Below are 20,468 nucleotides of genomic sequence, written 5' to 3'. Positions count from 1 at the left end.
TCCAAGTTTTTATTCGCTAGGTTTTAGGGTTACCCAATATTGGGTCAAGCGGTCGACGCTAACCGGCAACGCATTGGCAATGGCTTGGAGCGCCCGGTCGATATCATCAATAGGGAAAGCGCCTGACACTCTCAACCCAGCAATAGAGGGGGCACAGCGCAGTACACCTGTGCGATACCGGCTCAGCTCTGCTACCAAACGGCTCAGTGGCCAGTCCACCGCCACCAGTAGACCGCGCGTCCAGCTATCCGCCTGAGCGTTGGCGGTGGCCACTTCCACATTAACCGAGCTCATCTGCGCCTGCTGTCCGGCAACAAGACGTTGCGTCTCACCACCCGCCGACTGCGGGATCAACTCGACCTGATCTTCCATCACGGTAACCTGGGTCGACGTATCCAGCTTACGCACGGTAAACACGGTGCCCAACGGCACCACAGCGCCCTGCTCGGTATGCACTTGAAGCGTTTTGGCAGCAGTCACGTTTCCAGTTCCATCCCGCGTGCGAATAAAGATTTCGCCTGCATAAAGGCGAATCAACCGGGCAGTCGAGGTTTCCACTATATCCAGTGCGGTGGCGGTATTGAGCACCAGTTGCGTACCGTCCGCCAGCGTATATTGGCGCCGCTCGCCCCGTGCGGTACGGTGGCTGGCCATCCAGCTTTCCACAGGTGCCTGCTGCCAAGCCAACGAGCCCAGGGCGCCTCCCACTGCCAACAAGGCAAAGCCGCGCAGCACGGCTCGTCGGCTATGACTCTGGCGTTGTTTGATCTGCAACGCATTGAGCGAAAGAGTGCCAGGCATCACCTGCAATTGCTGACGCAGTTTTTCTACCTGCTGCCAAGCCTGAAGATGATCCGGATCCGCTTCCAACCAAGCATTATGTGCCTGTTTTTGCTGCTCAGTAACATCCTCCGCGCACAGCAGTGCGTACCAGCGGGCAGCCGCTCTGAGAGTATCTTTGCGGGCTGACTGGGTATCGCTCATAGCGATTCTTCGCACATCAACAGCAGACAATGTTCAGTCGCCTTAGCCATGTACTTTTTCACCGAGCTGACGGATACCCCCAAGCGTTCGGCGATCTCGGCATAACGCAGCCCCTCCAAATGGCAGAGCAAAAATGCCTGGCTTACCTTGTTGCCTAACCCTTCCAACATTTCATCAATCTGCAACAGGGTTTCCAGAATCAAGGCCTGCTCTTCTGGCGAGACAACCACCGGCTCAGGTTGCTGCTTCAAGGCTTCTAACCAGGCTTTTTCCAATGCATCCCGACGCACAAAGTCCACCCATACCCGGCGGGCGATGGTGGTCAGAAAGTTACGTGGCTCATGCAGTTTGCTAATTTGGGAGGAATTACTTGGGGAGGAGAGAATGCGCAGGAAGGTATCCTGAGCCAGATCAGCCGCCTGCCAGCTACAGCCCGTTTTGCGCTGCAGCCAACGCTGCAACCAGCCATGATGTGCATTATACATCTCGGCCAATGGCGTATTCTCAGCTGAAACAGGCATTCCCCCTCCGATAAACGATCAGCAAACGGAGAGACATTCTAATAACAGCCATTAGTTAATACAAATCATTATTATTTTCTTTAAGAATACTATTGTCCTCACAAGCAGCGACCCACTCATGAAAGGACCTCTCCTCGGCGTCGCTCCCCTTGAGGGCATAATAAACCAGCCGTAAGTGGCGCTCTTCATCAACGGTTAACGTCGTGTGCTCGAACGCCACCTCGCCCAGCTCCTCAAGGTAAAGATGACGCACTCCCTGGCAAGGGGCGTTGACCTCCTGGGTTTTCCACACCAGCTTAAACTCAGGCGAAACCTTGGTTAACTCTTCGACAAGCTCATCAATAGAGGGGTCTTGCGCCGCACGGGCAAAGTCGCGCCGAAAGCTGGAGAGCATTTGGCTGACCTGCGCTTCCCAAGGTGATAAGCGCTGACGCATACCAGGGTCGGTAAATAGCAGCCACAGCAGATTGCGGCGCTCAGGCACATGGGATGAGAAGTTGAACAGCCTATCGGCGGCACCGTTCCACGCCAGCACATCCCAGCGTAAGTTAAGAATATACGCAGGCCGTGTCGGCAAATCGTCCATCAACGTTTGGATCAGCGGTGGCACGCTGCACCAGGTTTTGCCTAGCTCAGAGGGTAGCCGCTGATGAGTCAGTAAGAACAGATGGCGGCGCTCAGCCGCATCCAACTTAAGCGCTTTGGCTAGATTGTCCAGAAAAGTCGCCGATACGCTAATATCGCGCCCCTGCTCTAACCAGGTATACCAAGTCAGTCCCACGCCCGCTAAGGCGGCGACTTCTTCGCGTCTTAACCCCGGCGTACGCCTTCGGCGGCCACGAGGCAGGCCCACCTCTTCCGGGGCGATTTTCTCTCGATGTTTACGTAGAAACTCAGCCAAGTCTTGCCGCGCTCGAGTCAGCGTCCGGGGAGCTGTCATTTTGTTACCTTTAATAACTTATCATTTTTAAGAACTTTTCATTTTTAATAACTTTGCACTTTTAATAGCTTAGTACTTTTAGTAATAGCATAAACAGTTAAATTGTACCCCTCTTAAAGCCTCTCCAGAATAGCCCTTCGCTGGCAGAACGCCCGGTGATTTTTCGATCCTTAATTAACATGGAGAGCGTGATGGCTGACCAATCTCGTCTATCGGTATATCTAGTGGCACTAGGTGCGTTTGCGCTTGGGATGGCCTCTTATGTGACTGCAGGGCTAATTCCACTCATCGAAGATGCCTTTAGTGTCTCTGCTGCCACGGCTGCTCAGTTAGTCACGGCATTTACCTTAGCCTATGGCTTAGGCTCGCCTGTCGTTGTTGCCCTTCTGCCCGGTCATCATCAACGCGTGGGCTTACTACTGGCGCTAGCCGTGTTTATTGTGGCCAATATCGCCAGCGCCCTGGCCACCAGTTTTATATCCCTCGCCATATGGCGGGCGGTCGCTGGCGTTGGTGCAGGGGTTTATCTTGCGATGGGCATTGCCGCCTCTGCTGCCATCACACCCGAAGTAAATCGAGGTAAAGCCATTGCGATTATTATGGGCGGCATGGCGAGTGGCACTGTATTGGGTGTACCGGTCAGTCTATTGCTGGCGGAACGTTTTGGCTGGGCGTCAGCGATGTGGCTTATTTCAGTACTCGGCATCATCGCCTATGCTGGGCTTCACTCCAAACTGCCTGCACTACCCTCCCTACCGTCACTGCCGCTTGCCCGCAAACTGGCTATTTTGAAAGCCCCGCATGCCATGGCCATTCTGGCGGTTTCCTTATTGGGCGCCGTTGCTAGTTTGGGTATGTATACCTTTATCGCCCCTTTTATGGCGGCTACCGAGTCAGGCGCTGTTCAGTCGATTACCGGCTATTTATGGGTATGGGGGATTGGCGGCGTCGTGGGCAGTTTTCTGATTGGGCCTCTGGTGGACCGGTTTATCGGCCCTGTGATTACCCTGGCAATTATGTTGCTGCTCTCTCTAGCGCTCATTGCTCTGCCTGTCACGGCGTCGGTTCACCCACTGCTGACGTTACTGCCTATTGCGCTTTGGGGTGCTGTGGGCTGGGCGCTGCAAGTGCCACAAAACAACGAGCTGATTCGTACGCGCCAACCCCACGGCGACGGTAACCTGGCGGTTGCCCTCAATGAATCAGCGCTCTATTTAGGCAGTGCGATAGGCGCTGCCAGCGGAGGCATTATATTGGCCCTCCAGCTTCCCGTTTCGACACTAGCGATGGGGGCGGGGGTTGTCGCCGCGGTAGGTGCGGCAACACAGCTAATCATCGTCATGCGCACGAAACGCTAGCTCAGTTCGTGCACGCCAAGTGGCATGAAGAGAGTGGCATGAAGAGTGCCGCTTGGCGGTTGTGCATAGATCGGCCTCATGCTTAACACCTGAACAGAGCGTATTTCGATAAAGCAAGATTAGCTTACGCTTTCTATACTGCTGATTATTGGCAGTGTCAGAAGCGGTCGCAAAACAACTGACCCTCCGAGAGTTAACGTACTCATATTGTTTCTATTATTGTTCTCCAGCTATTCAAGGATATTATGGGTCTTCAGGAAATCGCTGTCGGTGGCATCCTTCTTAGCCCACTGCTGATCTATGCCCTCTTGGGCTTCATCGTCACTCTGGTGACCCGCACGCTGCTTCACTGGGTGCTGGGGCAGCATACATTGTGGTACGCAGCGTGGTTCGATCTGTCGCTCTTCGTCATCCTTACGGCTGGCATTACCTGTGTATTTACTATTCTGCTCGGGGGTTCTTGATGCGCCATTCGCTCCGACTGCTACTTACTCTGGTTATTGTCGCACTTGCTATTGCCGCCGGTACCTGGCTATGGCGTTACTATCTTTATACTCCCTGGACCCGCGACGCTCGTATTCATGCAGAGGTCGTTACGATTGCGCCTGATGTATCGGGTTGGGTGCATACGCTCAATGTCACCGATACCGATTACGTTACCCAGGGCGACGTACTGTTTGAGATTGATGACACCCGTTATCAAACGGCAGTCGACAGAGCCCAGGCCACGGTTGAACACCGTCAAGCAACGCTCGAACTCAGCCGCGCGGAAGAGAGCCGGCGGAATCAACTGCGTAGCAGTCGTGCGATTAGTGCAGAAGATCAGCAGGTTGCCCAAATCAACTCACGTATTGCTGCCGCCGATCTAAATCAGTCCCAGGCCGACCTCATCAGTGCCCAGCTTGATCTAGAACGAACACAAGTAACCGCGCCGGTCAGCGGCCATGTGCTTAACGTGCAATTTGTCGCGGGTAACTACGTAAATCGCGGCACCTCGGTAATGGCACTGATCGCCGCCAACTCTTATTACGTGGTGGGCTATTTCGAAGAGACCAAAATGGCGTCGATCAACGTAGGCGACCCGGTCGAGATCATTCTAATGAACGGCGCCCCCCATCTGGATGGCCGAGTGGCGGGTATTGGCCGAGGCATTGCCGATAGCAACACCACCCTTAACCAGCAACTACTACCACAGGTGGCGCCAACGTTTAACTGGGTGCGCTTGGCACAGCGTATCCCAGTGCGCATTTCGTTAGACAACGTCCCTGACGACACGCTGCTTAGCGTCGGCATGACAGCAACGGTACGCGTCCACGCTGCCGAGCAGCCTGAGTGATCCATGTCGCCGTTTGTTAATACCTACCTGACGCCCAATGCCACGGCGGTTAAGTTCGCTATCAAAACCACCTTGGCAATGATGCTGGCACTCTATGTGGCTCTCTGGTTCGACCTGGAAAGACCTTACTGGGCGCTAATGTCGGCTGCTTTTCTCCAGGTTCGACCGATGAGCGGCATGGTGATCGAAAAAGGCATCTGCCAGCTTAGCGGCACTGTTATCGGGGCCGTTGCAGGTATCGTGATAATGGCGCTGTTCGTCCAAGCGCGCATACCCGCGCTGATCGTATTGACGGCTTGGATTATGCTGTGCACTTATGTCGGTTCACTGTGGCGTAACAACTACACTTACGGCTGCCTGATGGCTGCCGTCACCGCAATGCTAATTGTGGTGATTTCCAGCGGAAGCACACCAGCGGGTATTTTCGACATCGCCGTGGCCCGGCTTTCCGAACTGGGGCTGGGTGCAGTCTGCGCGATGCTGGTCAGCTCGCTACTCTGGCCATCTCATGTGGGTACGCACCTTGCCACCCAGGCCGACAGCGTCATCAACGAAGCCTTCGAGCATGCCGCCCTGCGTTTGGAAGCCAGCAACGATATTCCAGCGATGCAGAAAGCTCTGCGGAGTAGCCTAGCGCCATTAACACTACTGGAAACCGATAGCCAAGCGGCCCGTTTTGAGGGTCCTGTCGGCCCTGGCCGAGTGCGCGCCACCCATGTACTAACGCGGCGTACGCTGCGCTTTTTCGCCAACCTCCAAGCACTTCATCAACTGATGTATGACCACGCCGACCGGCTCGACCCACAAAGTATCAAGCTTGCATGTCGGGTCGCTCAGGGCTTTCGTGAGGCAGAACACGTCAAGGGGGTCGCGAAAGCAAGAAAAGCACTCCAGGTGCTACGCCATCAGGTTCATGAAAGTGACCAGGAGAACAGCATCGCCCCGCTCGACCAGCGCCTTCGCTTGGGGCTGCGCGAATCGATTGGCCATGCGCTGGTGATGCTCGACGCCCGCGAGGCAATTGCTTCACCGGGGCGCCATAAACTACGCTCATCGCCGCTAGCTTGGCACCGTGACCACCTTGCCGCCAGTATTAACGCCATACGCTCGGGGTTGCTGTTTGCGCTACTGGCAACTTTCTGGATTGTTACCGCTTGGAATAGCGCCATGATTGCTATGATGCTGGGCACACTGTTTTCAGCCTTTTTCGCCAGCCGCGAAAACCCAGTAGCCATTACGATGATGTTTTACAAAGGCATGTTGGCGGCGATTCCCAGCGCCTTTCTATTCGGCCATGTACTGCTCTCCCAAGCCAATGGTTTCCCGATGCTAGCGATGCTGTTTGGCACGCCACTATTTTTAGGCTTACTGGGAGCCACTAACCCGGCCACCATGGGGTACTGCTTAGCCTTTGCTATTTTCAACATTCTGCTGACCATGCCTGGCAACGGCATGGATTTCTCTTTCGATAGCTTCGCCAACCGGGTGGTAGCCGTGGTGATTGGGCTGACCTGCGTCGTTATGGCTTTTCGCCTACTGCCAGGGCCAGGTGCACGACTTAGGAGGCGGCGTCTGATTAAGGCAATTTCCCAGGATATCGATGGGCTACGCCGACGTTCAATTCGAGATGCGGAAACCCGCTTCAGCGGCCATATGGCCGACCGACTACTGCAGCTCGCTCAGCACGACGATATGCTCCCCGAGGACCAACGCCATCTGTTTATTTTAGGCCTGACAGGGCTCGACTTGGGCACCGCGATGTTGCGCCTACGTGACCGTCTTGACGATGCGCCGCATCCGTTAATCCGCCGAACGCATCAAGACCTACTGCAGACGCTGGCCAAGGGTTTTGCAGAGAGTGCCAACGGGCGGCCGCCCCAAGGCATTCGCGAAGCTGGTCAGCAGTTGGAAGCGGCGATTGAGACCTACGGTGACATCCCCGCCGACCGTCTCGTGCTTATGAAAGGCTTGGTTGAACGACTCGAACTGGCCTTAGAGCGTCTTGCGCGCATTATGGCGGAGCGGCTACATAGTAAGCCTTCAGCTAAGCAGCGCTTGTCGACATCATCACAGTGAGCGAATAAATCAATGTGATAGAGCGTTTCGCCTTTGCCAGCTAGATTGCCGAGAAGTACCTTGTCCTAGCTAAAACGTAGAAGCTGGGCGCTGGGCAAAGCGGCATTTCTTAGCGATGGAAAGACGCAGCGAAGCAGGTAGCTTTCCCCTATCATCAACTCATATTTTCACGTTGCGTCCGGCAGGAAGAGATACGATCAATTCGATAGCGAGGATGCAGGCCAACAGCACAATCGGTACGTTCCAATCTCCTGTATGATGGTAAATAGTACCAACCAATAGCGAGCCAGCCGCTGCGATCAGGTAGCCGATAGTCTGCGCCATAGCCGAGATACGGGTGGCAGTGTCGATACTGGCAGCCTTAGCGACGAATAGAAAAGCGCCCAATGATGGGCCTGCACCTTGGCCGAAGCCGAGCAGCAAGGCCCACAGCATAGCACTGCCCACAGAGCCAAACTTCAACCCCAACGTGCCAATAAGGCACAGCAACACCGTCATCACGATGTAGGGACGTTGATCTCGCCTGCGCGAAGCCAGTAGCGGTGTGGCAAAGCTGGCAACCATCAGACTGACCTGAGAAGCAGAGAACACCATGGCCGCAGTGACCTGGGTGGCACCGCGATCCATCAGGATGGTAGGCATCCACGGCAGAAACACATAGAGGTTGAGCGCCTGTAGACCAAAAAACAGGGTGATTGACCAAGCCATGCCGCTCCGATACACATTAACGACAGGCGCAGAATTCACGCCTGCTGGGCCGTTAACGGCGCTGTGCGGTAACTGTGAGTGTTTTCGTAGCTGTGGCAACCAAAACACCAGGGCCAGCATCGCCGGGATGGCCCACAGGCCCAGAGATCTATACGCCGCCCCGACATCCTCGCCCATCAGTTGGAATAGCGGAAAGGAAACGCTAGCCCCCAGTACAGCGCCGACGCCTAACATCAGCGCATAGATGCCCATCACTATACCAATACGCTGCGGATCGAAGCGTTTTCGCGCCAACGCTGGCATGATGACATTCATCACTGCAATGCCCGCACTGCCCAAAACAGTGCCGAGAATCAGACCAGGCTCGCCAAACCAGCGCGCACCACATCCTACACTCAACAGTGCCAGTGCCAGGAAAAGCGCACGCTCCTCTCCAAGCCATTGTCGCAACCGGACACCGGGAATCGAGAAGAGCCCTAACAGTGCCACAGGCAAAGCACTCACCAGCAAGGTGGATGTGGCCCCCAATTCCAGGTTCTGCAGCAAGGGGCCGACGGTGGCGAAAATCAACCGCAGGTTCAGCGACACCAGGATAAAGCCGACCCAAAGTGTCCAGGATTGGGGGGTGCGCGCTTGAGTTACGTGGGCCGCCATCGTGGCAGCTGTGTGAAGGGATTTTTCTTGCATGCCTACTTTCCTTTTTCTAAAACGGTACACACTTCTCAAAGACGGTGGATTATTGGTAACAATCTGGCTTATCCAGATGCTCTACCAGAGGCCGGCCCCTGAATCGACGCGGTGGTATAGATACGATGGCGGGAGTACCAGGCGAACAGGCACACCAAAATCAGGGTTAGCGACAAGCCCTCAAGCATCCCGACATAACCAAAGCGATCAAGCAGCACGCCAGCCAGTAAAGGCGCAGTGGTGCGCGAAGCCACGAACAGGCTGGACTGGATACCGTAGTCAAGTGCCGCCAAACCTGGACGGGTATGATGCATCATTAATCCGAACATCAGCCCAGCCGAAGCCCCCATGGCCAGCGCCAGGGCCATCGCCACAGCAATCAAAGCGTATTGCCCCACGCTGCTCACCACCACGACCGTGAGAGACAGCAGAACCAGTAGGTTCACCGCGGCGAACAGCGGTAAAGCCGCGGTGGCCCCGATCAAGCGGGCGATATGTCCGGCCACTAAACTAGAAATAGCCGCCACAAGACCGCCAAGCACCCCGGCAATCCAGGCTATGCTTTCTTGCTCGAATCCCATGTCCAGCATCAAGGGTTTAAGGTAGACCCAGGCCGCGCCTATACACGGGAAATAGAGCACCAGTAGCATCGCCCAGATCCGGTGCGGGGCCCCTCTGAAGTAGCCGATCCAATCACGTAGACTGGCTTTGGACTGCTCGACCAACGGCGCTGGTGATAACGTGATGTCGTCAGGTTGTCGATGTGGCCGCAACCAAGGCACCAGTACCAAACCTGAGAGCACACCAATTGCGAGGGTGACGAAGGGCCATGCCCAGCCAAGCCGCGCATGCAAAATCAGCATGATGCCTCCGCCCCCAATAGCCGCCAGCGAAGTGGCCAGCGCACGGATGGCACCCGCACGCAGGCGCTCAGATTCAGGCAGTATCTGGATAGCCAACGCATTGATCGGAACATCAACCCATGTGCCCAATAGACAGACCGTCACGGTCAGCAGGAATAACAACCCGCTTGGGGTATCCCTCAATGAATACATGCCTAGCCATAGCAGCGCCAACACGTAGGCCATTCCCAATACCAGAGTCCAGTTGCGGTAGCTGGCCTGGCCCAGTCGCCAGCGATCCACTGGCGTGGCTAGCACGAACTTGAGCATCGCTGGCAGACCCGCGAGTTGAAGCATGCCGATCTCGGTGCCACTCCAGCCATGCTGGCGCAGTATCAGTGGCAATCCAACGAACAAGTAGATCACCGGAGCGGTCAGCACCAGGTTCAACCATCCCAACAGTAACTGCTGCGGCCACCAGGAACCTACGCGCTCCAAGGATTGCAACCGGTGATGGGTATGAATATTCATGATGCCCATCTCCTTACAAACGCCAAGCCAGGCGCAGACCCACTTCGCGGGGTGGGCTGTAAACCGTAACAAAGCCGTTCTGGTAGCCCACAGCATCGTAGGTCTTGTCGGCAACGTTATTGGCATACGCCGAAATCTCCCAGTTACCTCGTTGGTAGCCAGTCACCAAATCGATCAAGCCATAGCCATTGCGCCAGTGCTGATTGGCCGCATCCAAATAGACATTGCTACTCCCCCTCACACTAGCTTGCGCGTACCATCCCTCCAGGGCGTCGTAACGGATGCCGATGTGCCCAGTCAGGTCTGGCGCAAAGGGGTTCCGATTACCGGCATAATTCGAGTCGCCATCCTGGAAGTGATCAAAGTTAGTCCGGTTCCAGGCCAAGCCTGCTTTTAGCTGCCAGCCGTCGCCCAGCAAGTAGTCCATGTCCAGCTCAACGCCTTTGGAGCGTGCCGTGGCTGCGCTGGTGATATACATGAATCCAGGTACCGGCATCTGCATAACCTGCATGTCGTCGATATCCATGAAGTAGACCGCCAGCGAGTAGCGCAGGCGCTTGTCGGACGACCAGCCCTTAAAACCGGTTTCGTATGACCAGTTCGTCTCTGGGGCGAACGCAGCGTAGTTGGTTGCCGCAGACAGGGCGTTGAAGCCCCCCGTGCGAATGCCATGGCTGGCACTCGCATACCACTGGTGCTGAGGGTTGAACTGGTACTGCAGGGCAAGTTTGGGGGAAAAGTGCGTCCAGTCGCGTTTTTGTGTCAGCGCCCCTTGCGGCTGAATTTCTACTGCACTGCGCTCCACTCGCGCGCCGGCCATCAGTGACCAAATATCGGTCAATGGCATGTTCCAGTGAGTGAACAAGGCAAAGGTGCGACTCTTCTGGTCTGCCCGCAAATCTTCTTGCTGCCTCATGCGCTGTCCCACGTTGCGCAGATCATTGGCGCCACGGTCAGCATAAACACCGGCCAGCCAATCCGAATCTCCCATTTTACCGTCTAGCCGGAGCTCCTGGGACAACGTGCTCAGATGATGATCGCGACGGATATGCATCACTTCAGCAGGCATGAAGTCCGTATCCTGCTGAATATCATCCCTGAAATCGTTCCATGCCGTAATGGAATGCAGCTGCAATCCGGACGCGAAAGTATGCGAGGCCTTTAGGGAAAGGGTTTGACCACTTGACTGATTCCAACCTTCCGTACCGGAAGCCACGTGCTGCCTTGGTGATGTAGGGGCACCCCACAGGGCAGCACCATCGTCGTAGTCCTGATGCGCATAGCGCAACACCAAATCAGTGGCAGCGCTGGGAGTCCAACGTACCCCTAACTTCAGGTGGCGACGTTGACGGTCATCTTCCTTACGGCCAGTGAAGATGTTGTCGATAAAGCCGTCCTGCTCCAGCGATGAACCAGAGATACTGGCATAGAGCCTATCTTCGACGAGCGGCTGGCTTAGGGAGAAACGAATAGCCCGTTTGTCGCGGTTAGCTATTTCAACCGACGCGCTAGCACGAGCGATATTGTCCATCGGGAGGCTATGAATGGCGATCACACCAGCTTCAGCATTGCGACCGTAAAGAGTGGACTGTGGTCCACGCAACACCTCGACGCGATCCACATCAAGGAAACTATCCTCGAAGCCTTGCGCCGTCAGAGTAGGCACACCATCGACCAGCAGCAGCGTGGAGGTCGAAAAGGTATTGAAATTGGCCGTCAGCCCACGCATGACAGGCGAGTTCATGCCCGCCTGCCCGAAAGGTTGGAACGACAGGCCTGGTACACGTCCTTCGAGCTGTTCCATGGTGACAATGCCGGACTGCTTGATGTCTAACCCATCGATCATCGACACGCTGGCGGGAATTGCCTCCAGTGGCCGTTCAGTCTTGTCGGCGGTAACGTTAATGGCAGGCAACTCAGATGGCGTTTCCTTTCCATTTTCCACAGCATTGTCGGCAAAGACCATATTTGAGTGCGCGAGCATTGGCAAAGTAAACAAAATGGCGCAACTAAGAGTGCTACGTTCGTTTTTCATGCGTCAATCCAAGAAAGTTGAAGCGTTCATTCGTCTTGGATCACTATAAATATCAAACGCGAATAGGTATTATTTATAACTTAGGAATTCCGGATTTTCCGTTTGGCATTTCGGAGTAATACGCCGATCAGGTCAAAAATGGGGCTTGAAGGAGATGCAATGAATTACCGTCTAACGTCGTTGGATATATCTACACCAGTGCGCATCGGGCAGTCCGCATGGCGTCGCTCACAGCTTACCGAAGACCTGGGAGACTGCATCACGGATCATCTAACGTTTGATGATGGCTTAGCTTTGGCTTACGCACATTACATGCCGCGCTTCGATCTGCTGGAGACACGTACCATCGAACGAAGCAATAGCTCTCTCACCGTGACGATTGCCCTCGAAGGGCAATCAAGCACTACAGGCGTAGATGGACAGTGTTTCAACTTCGTTGCGGGGCATAGCACCATTGCCGCATTCAGCAGCGTTCGAGGTGAACGACTTTTTCCAGCCAACCAATCAATACGCCAGTTACGTCTGATCGCCGATGAAGCGCTGTTGGATAAATACGGTTTCACAGGTTTACTTGACGACATCAACAACGATCACTCTGCCAGTCATTTGTTCTTCGGCAAGCACAACGGTGCCACCCAGAGATTGGCCAACTCGCTGGTTCATCTTCATCACCATACAGCCAATCTGCTGGATACCCAGATCGCCGCACTCAGTTTACTGTCTGAACAAACCCGGCCACTCCTCCCTCACCTAGTGCAGCGCACTGGAATCAAGTCAGATGACCAGGATCGGATACTACATGCCAGAGAGATTCTGCTAAGCCAATTTGACCGTTCGCTGACCATTGCCTACCTATGCGTGGCTGTCGGCACCAACGAATTCAAACTAAAACAGGGATTTCGAGAACTATTCGGCATCAGCCCCCATCGCATGCTGACCCAAATCCGCATGCAAAAAGCTTGGGAGTTGTTGGAAACAGGGCAGCGCGTTTCCAGCGTGGCCTATCGGGTTGGCTACCAGCACCTATCCAGCTTTAGCGCTGCTTTTGAACAGTACTATGGTAGAACACCCAAATCGGTGGCTCAGCGATCAAAATCTGACCCTTAAAATAAGGCGAGCCTTTGCGAGCGCCGCCCTGGCAGTGGATGGATTAAACAGAGCGCTAGCGAATTGTTGGCACAGAGCGTTACGTCTTTTCCAATTTGATTGCCGAGAAGGCCTTTACCCTAACTAAAGCGTCGCTGCTGGGGCGCTTTCGCGAAATGAAACTGCTGTCTCGAAAATGACCGTTAACGATGCCAGCAAGATAAGCATACAGATCACTTGGCTGAGCACCGAAAACCCATTCTGCTGACGTGCTTCCGGTGCCAGTTGCCGATAAAGTGCAGCTTTATTCATTGTTATACTCAAGCTTACCCATCACCTTATTCAATTCCATTGCACGCAAACAGCTGACACAGTCCTTACCACTAAAGACGCTTCAGCGTCAGGTCAGTATCTATGTGTTTGCCGATCAATCATGGGCGCATGCTGATCCATCAACTCCACGACCCAATCGATAAACACGCGCAGCTTGGCGCTTACATGCCGATTCGGTGGGAAAGCGACGTACATCGGCATTGGATCGAGATACCAACCATCAAATAGGCGAACCAGCTCCCCGCGAGATACGTGTTCCCTGGCCATGTAGTCAGGAAGCCACACTACGCCGAGCCCTGCTAGGCCTGCCGCAAGACCGGCATTACCGTCGTCGACCGAAATCACATAGCGCCCTTGTACGGTGACGCGCTCCCCGTTGCGGTACATGGCGTAAGGTGAATCCACCCCGGCACGGGCCCATCGGAGCCCTACAATGTAGTGAGGCGGAGCAGAGAGTTCTTGCGGGTGCAAAGGCAAACCAGCACTTTTCAGATAGCTCGGCGCTGCGTAAACGCCGATCTGAAGGTCGCCTACGCGGCGCGCCACTAATGATAAATCCGTGAGTTCTCCGCCGCGCACCACACAGTCCACGCTTTCACCTATCAGATCCACCATGCGATCACTCGCCCCCATATCGATTTGAATATCGGGATATTGAGCGTGGAAAGCAGGCAACGCTGGAATCAAGATCATGCGCGCGAAAGGGCTGGGCACGTCCACCCTTAGTCGGCCGCGAGGCAACACCGAGGCGTTGGAGAGGCTGGTTTCAGCATCATCCATATCGGCTAATAGCTTTATAACGCGCTCGTAATAGGCGGCACCGTCAGCCGTAACGTTAACCTTACGTGTGGTGCGGTTGAGCAGCTTTACACGCAGGCGCGCCTCTAGCTGTTGCACCAGTTGCGTCACGCTGGTCTTGCTCATGTGGAGCGTCTCGGCTGTCTTGGTAAAGCTGCCCGTTTCCACTACTCGGGCAAATGCCTGCATGGCGTTAAAGCGATCCATGGCTATACCATCCCCCGTGATTGTTTGAAAATTACAAATAATGTTGAACAGAATTCGCCGTTTATCCACACAAGATGGGGGCTTAAAGTAACTTCATCGTAAACAACGGGTCGGTGCCGACCTACTGATGGAGATTCACATGGCTAAGCGTGACGTTATTTTCCCCTCCGGCCGCCAAGCGCTTTATGACCAAAACACCTATTCCGCCGCCGTTCGTTCTGGCGACTTTCTGTTTGTGTCGGGCCAAGTCGGCAGTCGTGAGGACGGCTCTCCCGAGCCAGATTTTGCCGCCCAGGTGCAGCTTGCTTTCGACAACCTACAGAGAGTACTGGAAGCAGCGGGCGCAAGCTTCGAGGACATCGTTGATGTGACAAGCTTCCATACTGATCCGGAAACTCAGTTTGCCACGGTAATGGAAGCAAAGGCGCGCGCGTTCCCGGAGAAACCCTACCCGAACTGGACGGCGGTTGGTGTGACATGGCTGGCGGGTTTCGATTTTGAAATCAAAGTCATTACAAAATTACCTGAATAAGCAGGAATACTTCTCATAGGACTATGCGCTGCTAAGTAGCGGCGCTTCTAGTGGCGGCCTCGATAGACTCCTGGAAGCGCAGAACGTCGCGAGGACTTGATGGAGGCACTAACACCGCTTTCCCACCGCGCCACCAGCGGCCTCTTGGTTGATAGTGCACGGCCTTGCCGAGCCGGAATGGCTGATCGCTTTCGAGGCCGAGGCGGTACTGCTGGGATACGCCCCAGACAGCTAAATGATCGCACCACGTTTAGTAGCAACTCTGGAAAGCGACGAGGCTTGCAACTCTATCGCTCTGAATAAAGAGTTGGCGAGACCGTTATCCTAGGCCAGGGGTGGCTGGACGAACCGCCCGGGCAGTGGTTGGATTAAACTGAGTGCCAACGAACCGAGGGCACTAGCGTTTTATCTTTTCCATTGAGATTGCCGAGAATCTCCTTGCCCTAACTAAAGCGTAGTTGCTGGGGCGCTTTAGATTGATCAAAACGGAGGCTCATCACTATCAGTCCAATAAAAATCACCCCAAGCATCAGCCATGCCTGTTCAAACCCTCCCAGCATGTCTTTTATCAACCCCGCCGCGACAGGTGCTAAAGAGGCAATGAGATAGCCGATGCCCTGCACCCAAGCAGTCAGTTGGCCAGCTAGCACAGGGTCGTCTGAGTGATCCATAGTGATGATCAAGCTTAAGGGAAAAAGGCCACCAATTCCTAACCCCAACAGCGCGGTTGCCAACCAAGCCATGGTTTTAGGCATTAGCCCAAGAAGCAAAAAGCCCGTCACCGACAACAGCAGTACCAGCAATAACACCGGGCGACGGTCTTCCATTTGTTGAGCCAGTATCGGAAACGTTAGGCCAGCCATCACCTCGATGGCCGTTAGCCAACTAAGCGCCAGCCCTGCTTGCGTTTCAGACCAACCTAAATGGATAAAGGTGGGCGGAATCCAAGCAAGAAGGCAGGTATAACCCGCTGTGCCTAAACCAAAGAAAATCGCCAACGACCAAAACCGAGGCTGCCGCGCCATCGCTGAAAAAGCGATGCTAACGCTGTTGTTTTGACTAGGGGCTGGCAGTACTTGCCTGCGCATCACCCAGCCAACGAGCCCTGCAAGTGCTAAAAGCCCCCATAACGCCAAGGCGTTCTGCCAGCCAATATAGTCGCTCACTACAGGGGTAATGGCAGAGGCAAGCGCCGCGCCCCCCATAATGGAGGCAATATAGAACCCCATCACCATTGGGGTTTTCTCGCCTGCTGCCTGTTTTATCACCGCAGGAAGTGCGGCCTGGATAAACGCTATGCCAATGCCGGCGCCCAGTGCAGCTGTCCATAAACCTGCATACCCGAAGTCAAACCAATGCAACGCATCCGATAAAGCAATCGACACAAGCGCCAGAGTAATCACGCTGTTAAAGCCGATCCGCTTTGCGAGCAATGCGCTAGCAAAACACCCCAGCCCCATCGCTAATACCGGTAACGTGGTTAAAAGCGACAGCTGTGTAAATGAAAGGCTTACATCGTGACGGATTGCCTCAACCAGCGGCCCAATAGCTGCCATGGATGGCCGCAGGTTGAGCCCAATAAGAATGATCAGCAGGATCGTTCTTACCAACGGTATTGATCTCGAATTGCTATTGCGCATACCCACTGCCCACCCTTTATCGGCCATTGCTAAATAAGAATCGGCGTTTACTGTAAAACCTCAGGTTAACTTGAGGTCAAGAGAAATAATGGATCAGCGCATAGACTCTGGGGAAAGGGCATTGAGTGTGGACGAGGTGGCGAAAAGGAGCGGACTTAAGGTATCGACGATTTATGACTACGCCGCTGAAGGACTAATAACAAGCTGGAGAATTGAAGCTTCGTAGTCAGGTAGGATGTGTATTGTCTATGGCGGCCTGTCTCTTCATCAATACACATTTCATAACACAGGAGATATCAGGGCGCTTAACTTTACTGTTTCCTTATTTCTGTTTCTTCTGAAATGCATCGCTAAACGCCGCCGCTAAAATGCCAGTGGGCATGGCGATAATGCCGATACCTGCAACGGCCGTTAACCCCGCAAAGAATTTCCCTACCGCAGTTACTGGCGTGACGTCGCCATAGCCTACCGTCGTCAGCGTAGCGATACTCCACCAAAGCGCCCGGGGCACGCTACCAAACGCTTCAGGCTGAACTGCTGCCTCCACCACATAAAGACAGCAGGATGAAAACAGCAACAATAACCCAGCCACGCCTGCGCTTAACCATAGTTCGTGAGAACGAGACTGCAGCGCTTCTGCCAGCGCGGTCCATGCTTGGCTAAACCTGCCTAATCTAGCTAGCCGCAGCATGCGCGCTAAGCGCAACAGTCTCAGTAAGAACGCATTGTTCTGAGCAATAAATCCCAGAAAATACGGCAAGATCGCCAATAAATCGACCAAAGCCCAGAATGAAAACACATAGCGTAATCGCCCTTTCCAGCCGCGATAACGGGGATCTTCACCAATGGCATACAGCCGCAGCAAATACTCCACAATAAAGATCACTACAAACACAGCTTCCAACGTAGGGAAAAGATACGGTAGAAGCATCCGCAGCGTTGGTTCCGTCTCCAGAATTGCTGTCAGCGCTGCCAATAGAATCAGTACACAAATGACTTTATTGGTTACCGACAGCCCTAACTGTAAACGGACTTCTGGTGCCAACTGCCGATAGAGCGCGGCTTTTGATATTTTCATGCTTAGCAGGGCTTGTAAGTAAGTTTTAGCTTGGAAGCGACCACTATACCCCTAAAACCCCAACAACCGCTTACGCATAGGACGAATAGAGAACAGTACCAGTGCGCCTAAAGCCAACCACTCGACAGATGCAGGTAGCAGCTCCTGAACTTGGTTCGCCTGCTGAACCGGATCCCAACCTGTCATCGCCAGCCCTTGATCAAACACCCAGCCAATCAGCACCGTCACCAGCAGAATGCTGACGAGATAAACCGCTAACGCTTGGTTTCCAAACTCACGCCGCAGAATAGCCAGGGTGGCTAGGCTCGTCACAGGGCCAGCAAGTAGAAAAACTAACGCCATCCCCGGTGAAATGCCTGCCAATAGCAAGCCAGCGGCAACCGGTGTAGCTGCAGTCGCACAGATATATAAAGGAATACCAATGACCGCCATAAGGATTAGCGCCAACAAGCCACCCGAAAAACCTACCAGGGTTTCCGGCGGCACAAAGGTAACCAGCACCCCCGCCAGCAATAAACCGGCAAACATCCAACTACTAATGTCATCCAATAAATCGCTAAAGGCATACTTTAACCCTGCGATCACCCCTGTCGACTCAGTGGCATGTGCGTGAGCATGGCCATCATCAGCTCCTTTTGATGCACAGCAGCTGCTAACAGGAGTGCTTTTCGGCAGCGCTGATTGGCCAGTAAAGCCCACTAAAATGCCCGTCACTATCGCCGTTACCAAGGCTCCCAACACGCGCGCCAGCGCCATTAATGGGCCCAAGAGCACACTGGTAATGAGCATTGAATCCACCCCAACGCCGGGTGTACTAATCAGGAAAGACGTGGTTGGCCCACGGCCCGCCCCACCCCGATGCAACGCCAGTGCGGTGGGAATCGCCCCGCAGGAACACAGTGGCAACGGCATACCAATCACCGCTGCGCGTAAAATGCTGCCCAGTCCACGCCCCCCCATCCAACGCTGTAATAGATGTTCTGGCATTAAAGCCTTAATTAATCCCGCAATCACCAACCCCAGCAGCAGCCAAGGCGCGGCGCTTAACGCAATACTCAACAACTCATTAATCAAACTCATCGTCGGTTACCTGCTTGTTAGTCAAGAGAATAACGACTAGCCTAAACCCTGTAATCGTTACAGGGTCAAGCCAATGAAACGCTACTATCGTATCGGTGAAGTTGCCAGCCGAACCGGATGCTCGCCGGAAAGCATTCGCCATTATGAAAAGCTGGGATTACTGGCACCGCCACAGCGGGGAGAGCAAGGCTACCGGTCTTATGATCAGGCGGCATTAGAACGCATTGGCTTTATTCGCCATGGCCGTAGCCTGGGGTTAGATCTGCACAGCATTCAGGAGTTGTTAGCACTTTCCGACAACCCCGACACCGACTGCACCGCCGCCGATAATATTGCCAGCCGTCATCTAGAGCACTTAGAAGAACGCATCGCTGCCTTACAAGCACTGGCGGGGGAACTGCGCCAAGTGGTGCATCAATGCCGAGGCGGCAAGGCGGCTAACTGTCAGATCATTCAAACGCTGTATGATCACCAACCCACCTGCACCGAGCGGGGATGCGGAGAAGTGACGGCGTAAAGGCTGCCCCCTGCAATATCGCAGTTCAGTATCGTAAAAAAGGAACACCGCATGATTGAGACAAGGGAACAACTCGACGCCATTAAAAAGTCATGCTATTCGATGGTGACCAAAAGCGCAGGGATCTCAGCAGGCACCGCCATTATTCCCATACCTGGGCTGGATATCGGCTCAGACGTGGCCATCTTGATGCGCATAATTCCCAAAATTAATGCCCAGTTTGGTTTATCGCCTGAACAAATCGAAAGCCTAGATACTGAAACCAAGCTTTTTGTAATGACCGCCATTTCCAATACGGGAAGCAAGTTAGCCGGAAAATACATCACCAAGACGTTAATCATAACGCTGCTGAACAAGATGGGCGTTAAAGTTGCTGCCAAAGGTGTTTCTAAGTTTGTCCCCTTTATTGGCAGCGCTGTGGCAGGCAGTATTAGCTTTACTGCCATGAAGTACATGGGCAACAGACATATCGAGGATTGCTACAAGATTGCCTTGGCAACTCTGGAAAACAAGCAGCTACCTCCAGTGGCAGAGCCTGCGACCTTTATCCCTGCCGACCACCCTGCTAATTCCCATTAGCAGGTAGCGTACGGCCTGACAGAGTAGTTTCCACCTTGAGACAGCGATTAACACGCCTAGAAGAAGTTACAGTGTCATCTATGGACTGGAACTAGGGCTATATCGTTGGCCTGCATGAGTATTCCCCATGAGCAGCAAGCTTAGTACGCCAAAACAGGCGAGCCCTGCCAACAACATGGCCAAATGAAAACCACTTTCCATCGCGCGGGTAAAAAGGTCTTGAAGAGCGATTGAGGTGTTGGGGAATACGTGCTGAGTAATAGCCTCGCGCGCAATCTGTTCCACACGACCCACTCCTTTCTCAACTCCTCTCTCAACTACGGCAGAAGCAGAGGCAAAAACATGAATTGCCCGCTCACTCATTAATGTACCAAGCAGCGCAATACCAATTGTCATGCCAGCTTGGCGGAGTGCATTCATTGTTGCAGAGGCGGCTCCCGATAGTTCAGCCGATGCCAGGCTCATCACGGCAATGCTAGTGGCAGGAACTGCCAGCCCCACCCCGATACCGAGTAACGCAAACCATCCCCCCACAATCCAGTAAGGTGTTTGTGCCGTAAGCGTTCATTCCAAGGCGTTCTGCCACTCCGGTAAATTTCT

At 54.1% G+C, this 20,468-nt stretch carries 20 protein-coding genes; 8 read left to right on the top strand and 12 right to left on the bottom strand.

Annotated features, from left to right (window positions below):
* Positions 1-9: 9 nt before the first annotated feature.
* From INT21_RS07000 to INT21_RS06990, 3 genes are read right to left on the bottom strand one after another with little or no spacing between them, the layout of a single operon-like run.
* Positions 10-984, bottom strand: a complete 975-nt coding sequence (locus INT21_RS07000; RefSeq protein ID WP_193068029.1) for a FecR domain-containing protein — start codon at positions 982-984, stop codon at positions 10-12.
* On the bottom strand, positions 981-1,505 hold the full coding sequence (locus INT21_RS06995; RefSeq protein ID WP_089039006.1) for a sigma-70 family RNA polymerase sigma factor: 525 nt from the start codon (positions 1,503-1,505) through the stop codon (positions 981-983). The genes INT21_RS07000 and INT21_RS06995 overlap by 4 nt, the downstream gene beginning before the upstream one ends.
* Before the next feature lie 55 nt (positions 1,506-1,560).
* The gene (locus tag INT21_RS06990) at positions 1,561-2,445 is read right to left on the bottom strand and encodes a helix-turn-helix transcriptional regulator (RefSeq protein WP_193068030.1); all 885 of its coding nucleotides are present in this window, start codon (positions 2,443-2,445) and stop codon (positions 1,561-1,563) included.
* Positions 2,446-2,636: 191 nt separating this feature from the next.
* Between INT21_RS06990 and INT21_RS06985 the strand changes: the two genes are divergently transcribed.
* The 4 genes from INT21_RS06985 (at position 2,637) to INT21_RS06970 (ending at position 7,215) form a co-directional block, all read left to right on the top strand.
* Positions 2,637-3,803, top strand: a complete 1,167-nt coding sequence (locus INT21_RS06985; RefSeq protein WP_193068031.1) for an MFS transporter — start codon at positions 2,637-2,639, stop codon at positions 3,801-3,803.
* Positions 3,804-4,048: 245 nt separating this feature from the next.
* The gene (locus tag INT21_RS06980) at positions 4,049-4,267 is read left to right on the top strand and encodes a DUF1656 domain-containing protein (protein ID WP_193068032.1); all 219 of its coding nucleotides are present in this window, start codon (positions 4,049-4,051) and stop codon (positions 4,265-4,267) included.
* Positions 4,267-5,139 (top strand): efflux RND transporter periplasmic adaptor subunit, encoded by an 873-nt coding sequence (locus INT21_RS06975; RefSeq protein ID WP_089039010.1) that lies wholly within the window; start codon positions 4,267-4,269, stop codon positions 5,137-5,139. The genes INT21_RS06980 and INT21_RS06975 overlap by 1 nt, the downstream gene beginning before the upstream one ends.
* 3 nt (positions 5,140-5,142) lie before the next feature.
* Complete coding sequence (locus INT21_RS06970) at positions 5,143-7,215, top strand: FUSC family protein (RefSeq protein WP_193068033.1); 2,073 nt, start codon at positions 5,143-5,145, stop codon at positions 7,213-7,215.
* A gap of 159 nt (positions 7,216-7,374) precedes the next feature.
* On the opposite strand, the gene INT21_RS06965 is transcribed toward INT21_RS06970, so the two are convergent.
* The 3 genes from INT21_RS06965 to INT21_RS06955 all read right to left on the bottom strand — a co-directional run bounded on the left by INT21_RS06965 (position 7,375) and on the right by INT21_RS06955 (position 12,018).
* The gene (locus tag INT21_RS06965) at positions 7,375-8,610 is read right to left on the bottom strand and encodes an MFS transporter (protein ID WP_226912521.1); all 1,236 of its coding nucleotides are present in this window, start codon (positions 8,608-8,610) and stop codon (positions 7,375-7,377) included.
* 68 nt (positions 8,611-8,678) lie between these two features.
* Positions 8,679-9,983 (bottom strand): MFS transporter, encoded by a 1,305-nt coding sequence (locus INT21_RS06960; protein WP_193068034.1) that lies wholly within the window; start codon positions 9,981-9,983, stop codon positions 8,679-8,681.
* A 13-nt stretch (positions 9,984-9,996) separates the two neighbouring features.
* Positions 9,997-12,018, bottom strand: coding sequence for a TonB-dependent receptor (locus tag INT21_RS06955; protein ID WP_226912522.1), 2,022 nt, complete (start codon positions 12,016-12,018; stop codon positions 9,997-9,999).
* Between the two features lie 159 nt (positions 12,019-12,177).
* Here INT21_RS06955 and INT21_RS06950 point away from each other — a divergent pair, with 159 nt between their 5' ends.
* Complete coding sequence (locus INT21_RS06950; protein WP_193068035.1) at positions 12,178-13,125, top strand: helix-turn-helix domain-containing protein; 948 nt, start codon at positions 12,178-12,180, stop codon at positions 13,123-13,125.
* Between the two features lie 123 nt (positions 13,126-13,248).
* Here the strand turns inward: INT21_RS06950 and INT21_RS06945 are convergent, their stop codons facing one another.
* The gene (locus INT21_RS06945; protein ID WP_193068036.1) at positions 13,249-13,416 is read right to left on the bottom strand and encodes a hypothetical protein; all 168 of its coding nucleotides are present in this window, start codon (positions 13,414-13,416) and stop codon (positions 13,249-13,251) included.
* Between the two features lie 93 nt (positions 13,417-13,509).
* Complete coding sequence (locus tag INT21_RS06940; RefSeq protein ID WP_193068037.1) at positions 13,510-14,442, bottom strand: LysR family transcriptional regulator; 933 nt, start codon at positions 14,440-14,442, stop codon at positions 13,510-13,512.
* A gap of 139 nt (positions 14,443-14,581) precedes the next feature.
* Between INT21_RS06940 and INT21_RS06935 the strand changes: the two genes are divergently transcribed.
* The gene (locus INT21_RS06935) at positions 14,582-14,974 is read left to right on the top strand and encodes a RidA family protein (RefSeq protein WP_193060996.1); all 393 of its coding nucleotides are present in this window, start codon (positions 14,582-14,584) and stop codon (positions 14,972-14,974) included.
* A gap of 443 nt (positions 14,975-15,417) precedes the next feature.
* Here the strand turns inward: INT21_RS06935 and INT21_RS06930 are convergent, their stop codons facing one another.
* The 3 genes from INT21_RS06930 to INT21_RS06920 all read right to left on the bottom strand — a co-directional run bounded on the left by INT21_RS06930 (position 15,418) and on the right by INT21_RS06920 (position 18,772).
* Complete coding sequence (locus INT21_RS06930) at positions 15,418-16,614, bottom strand: MFS transporter (protein WP_193068038.1); 1,197 nt, start codon at positions 16,612-16,614, stop codon at positions 15,418-15,420.
* A gap of 322 nt (positions 16,615-16,936) precedes the next feature.
* A complete protein-coding gene (locus tag INT21_RS06925; RefSeq protein ID WP_193068039.1) occupies positions 16,937-17,692 on the bottom strand; it encodes an ion transporter in 756 nt (251 codons plus the stop codon).
* A gap of 51 nt (positions 17,693-17,743) precedes the next feature.
* Positions 17,744-18,772 carry an SO_0444 family Cu/Zn efflux transporter gene (locus tag INT21_RS06920; RefSeq protein ID WP_193068040.1) on the bottom strand — a complete coding sequence of 343 codons (1,029 nt, stop codon included), beginning with the start codon at positions 18,770-18,772 and terminating at the stop codon, positions 17,744-17,746.
* Between the two features lie 73 nt (positions 18,773-18,845).
* Between INT21_RS06920 and INT21_RS06915 the strand changes: the two genes are divergently transcribed.
* Together INT21_RS06915 and INT21_RS06910 are read left to right on the top strand one after the other, a co-directional pair.
* Positions 18,846-19,289: a MerR family transcriptional regulator gene (locus INT21_RS06915; RefSeq protein ID WP_089039014.1), complete on the top strand. Its 444-nt coding sequence runs from the start codon at positions 18,846-18,848 to the stop codon at positions 19,287-19,289.
* A 51-nt stretch (positions 19,290-19,340) separates the two neighbouring features.
* Positions 19,341-19,868, top strand: a complete 528-nt coding sequence (locus INT21_RS06910; protein WP_193068042.1) for a hypothetical protein — start codon at positions 19,341-19,343, stop codon at positions 19,866-19,868.
* A 78-nt stretch (positions 19,869-19,946) separates the two neighbouring features.
* Here INT21_RS06910 and INT21_RS06905 read toward each other — a convergent pair whose 3' ends face one another.
* Complete coding sequence (locus INT21_RS06905; RefSeq protein WP_193068043.1) at positions 19,947-20,333, bottom strand: hypothetical protein; 387 nt, start codon at positions 20,331-20,333, stop codon at positions 19,947-19,949.
* Positions 20,334-20,468 lie beyond the last annotated feature (135 nt).

The organism is Halomonas sp. 3F2F, from assembly GCF_014897805.1.
Lineage (GTDB): Bacteria > Pseudomonadota > Gammaproteobacteria > Pseudomonadales > Halomonadaceae > Vreelandella.
The sequence above is the reverse complement of the archived record's forward strand: the minus strand, read 5'-3'. Positions and strand labels throughout refer to the sequence as shown.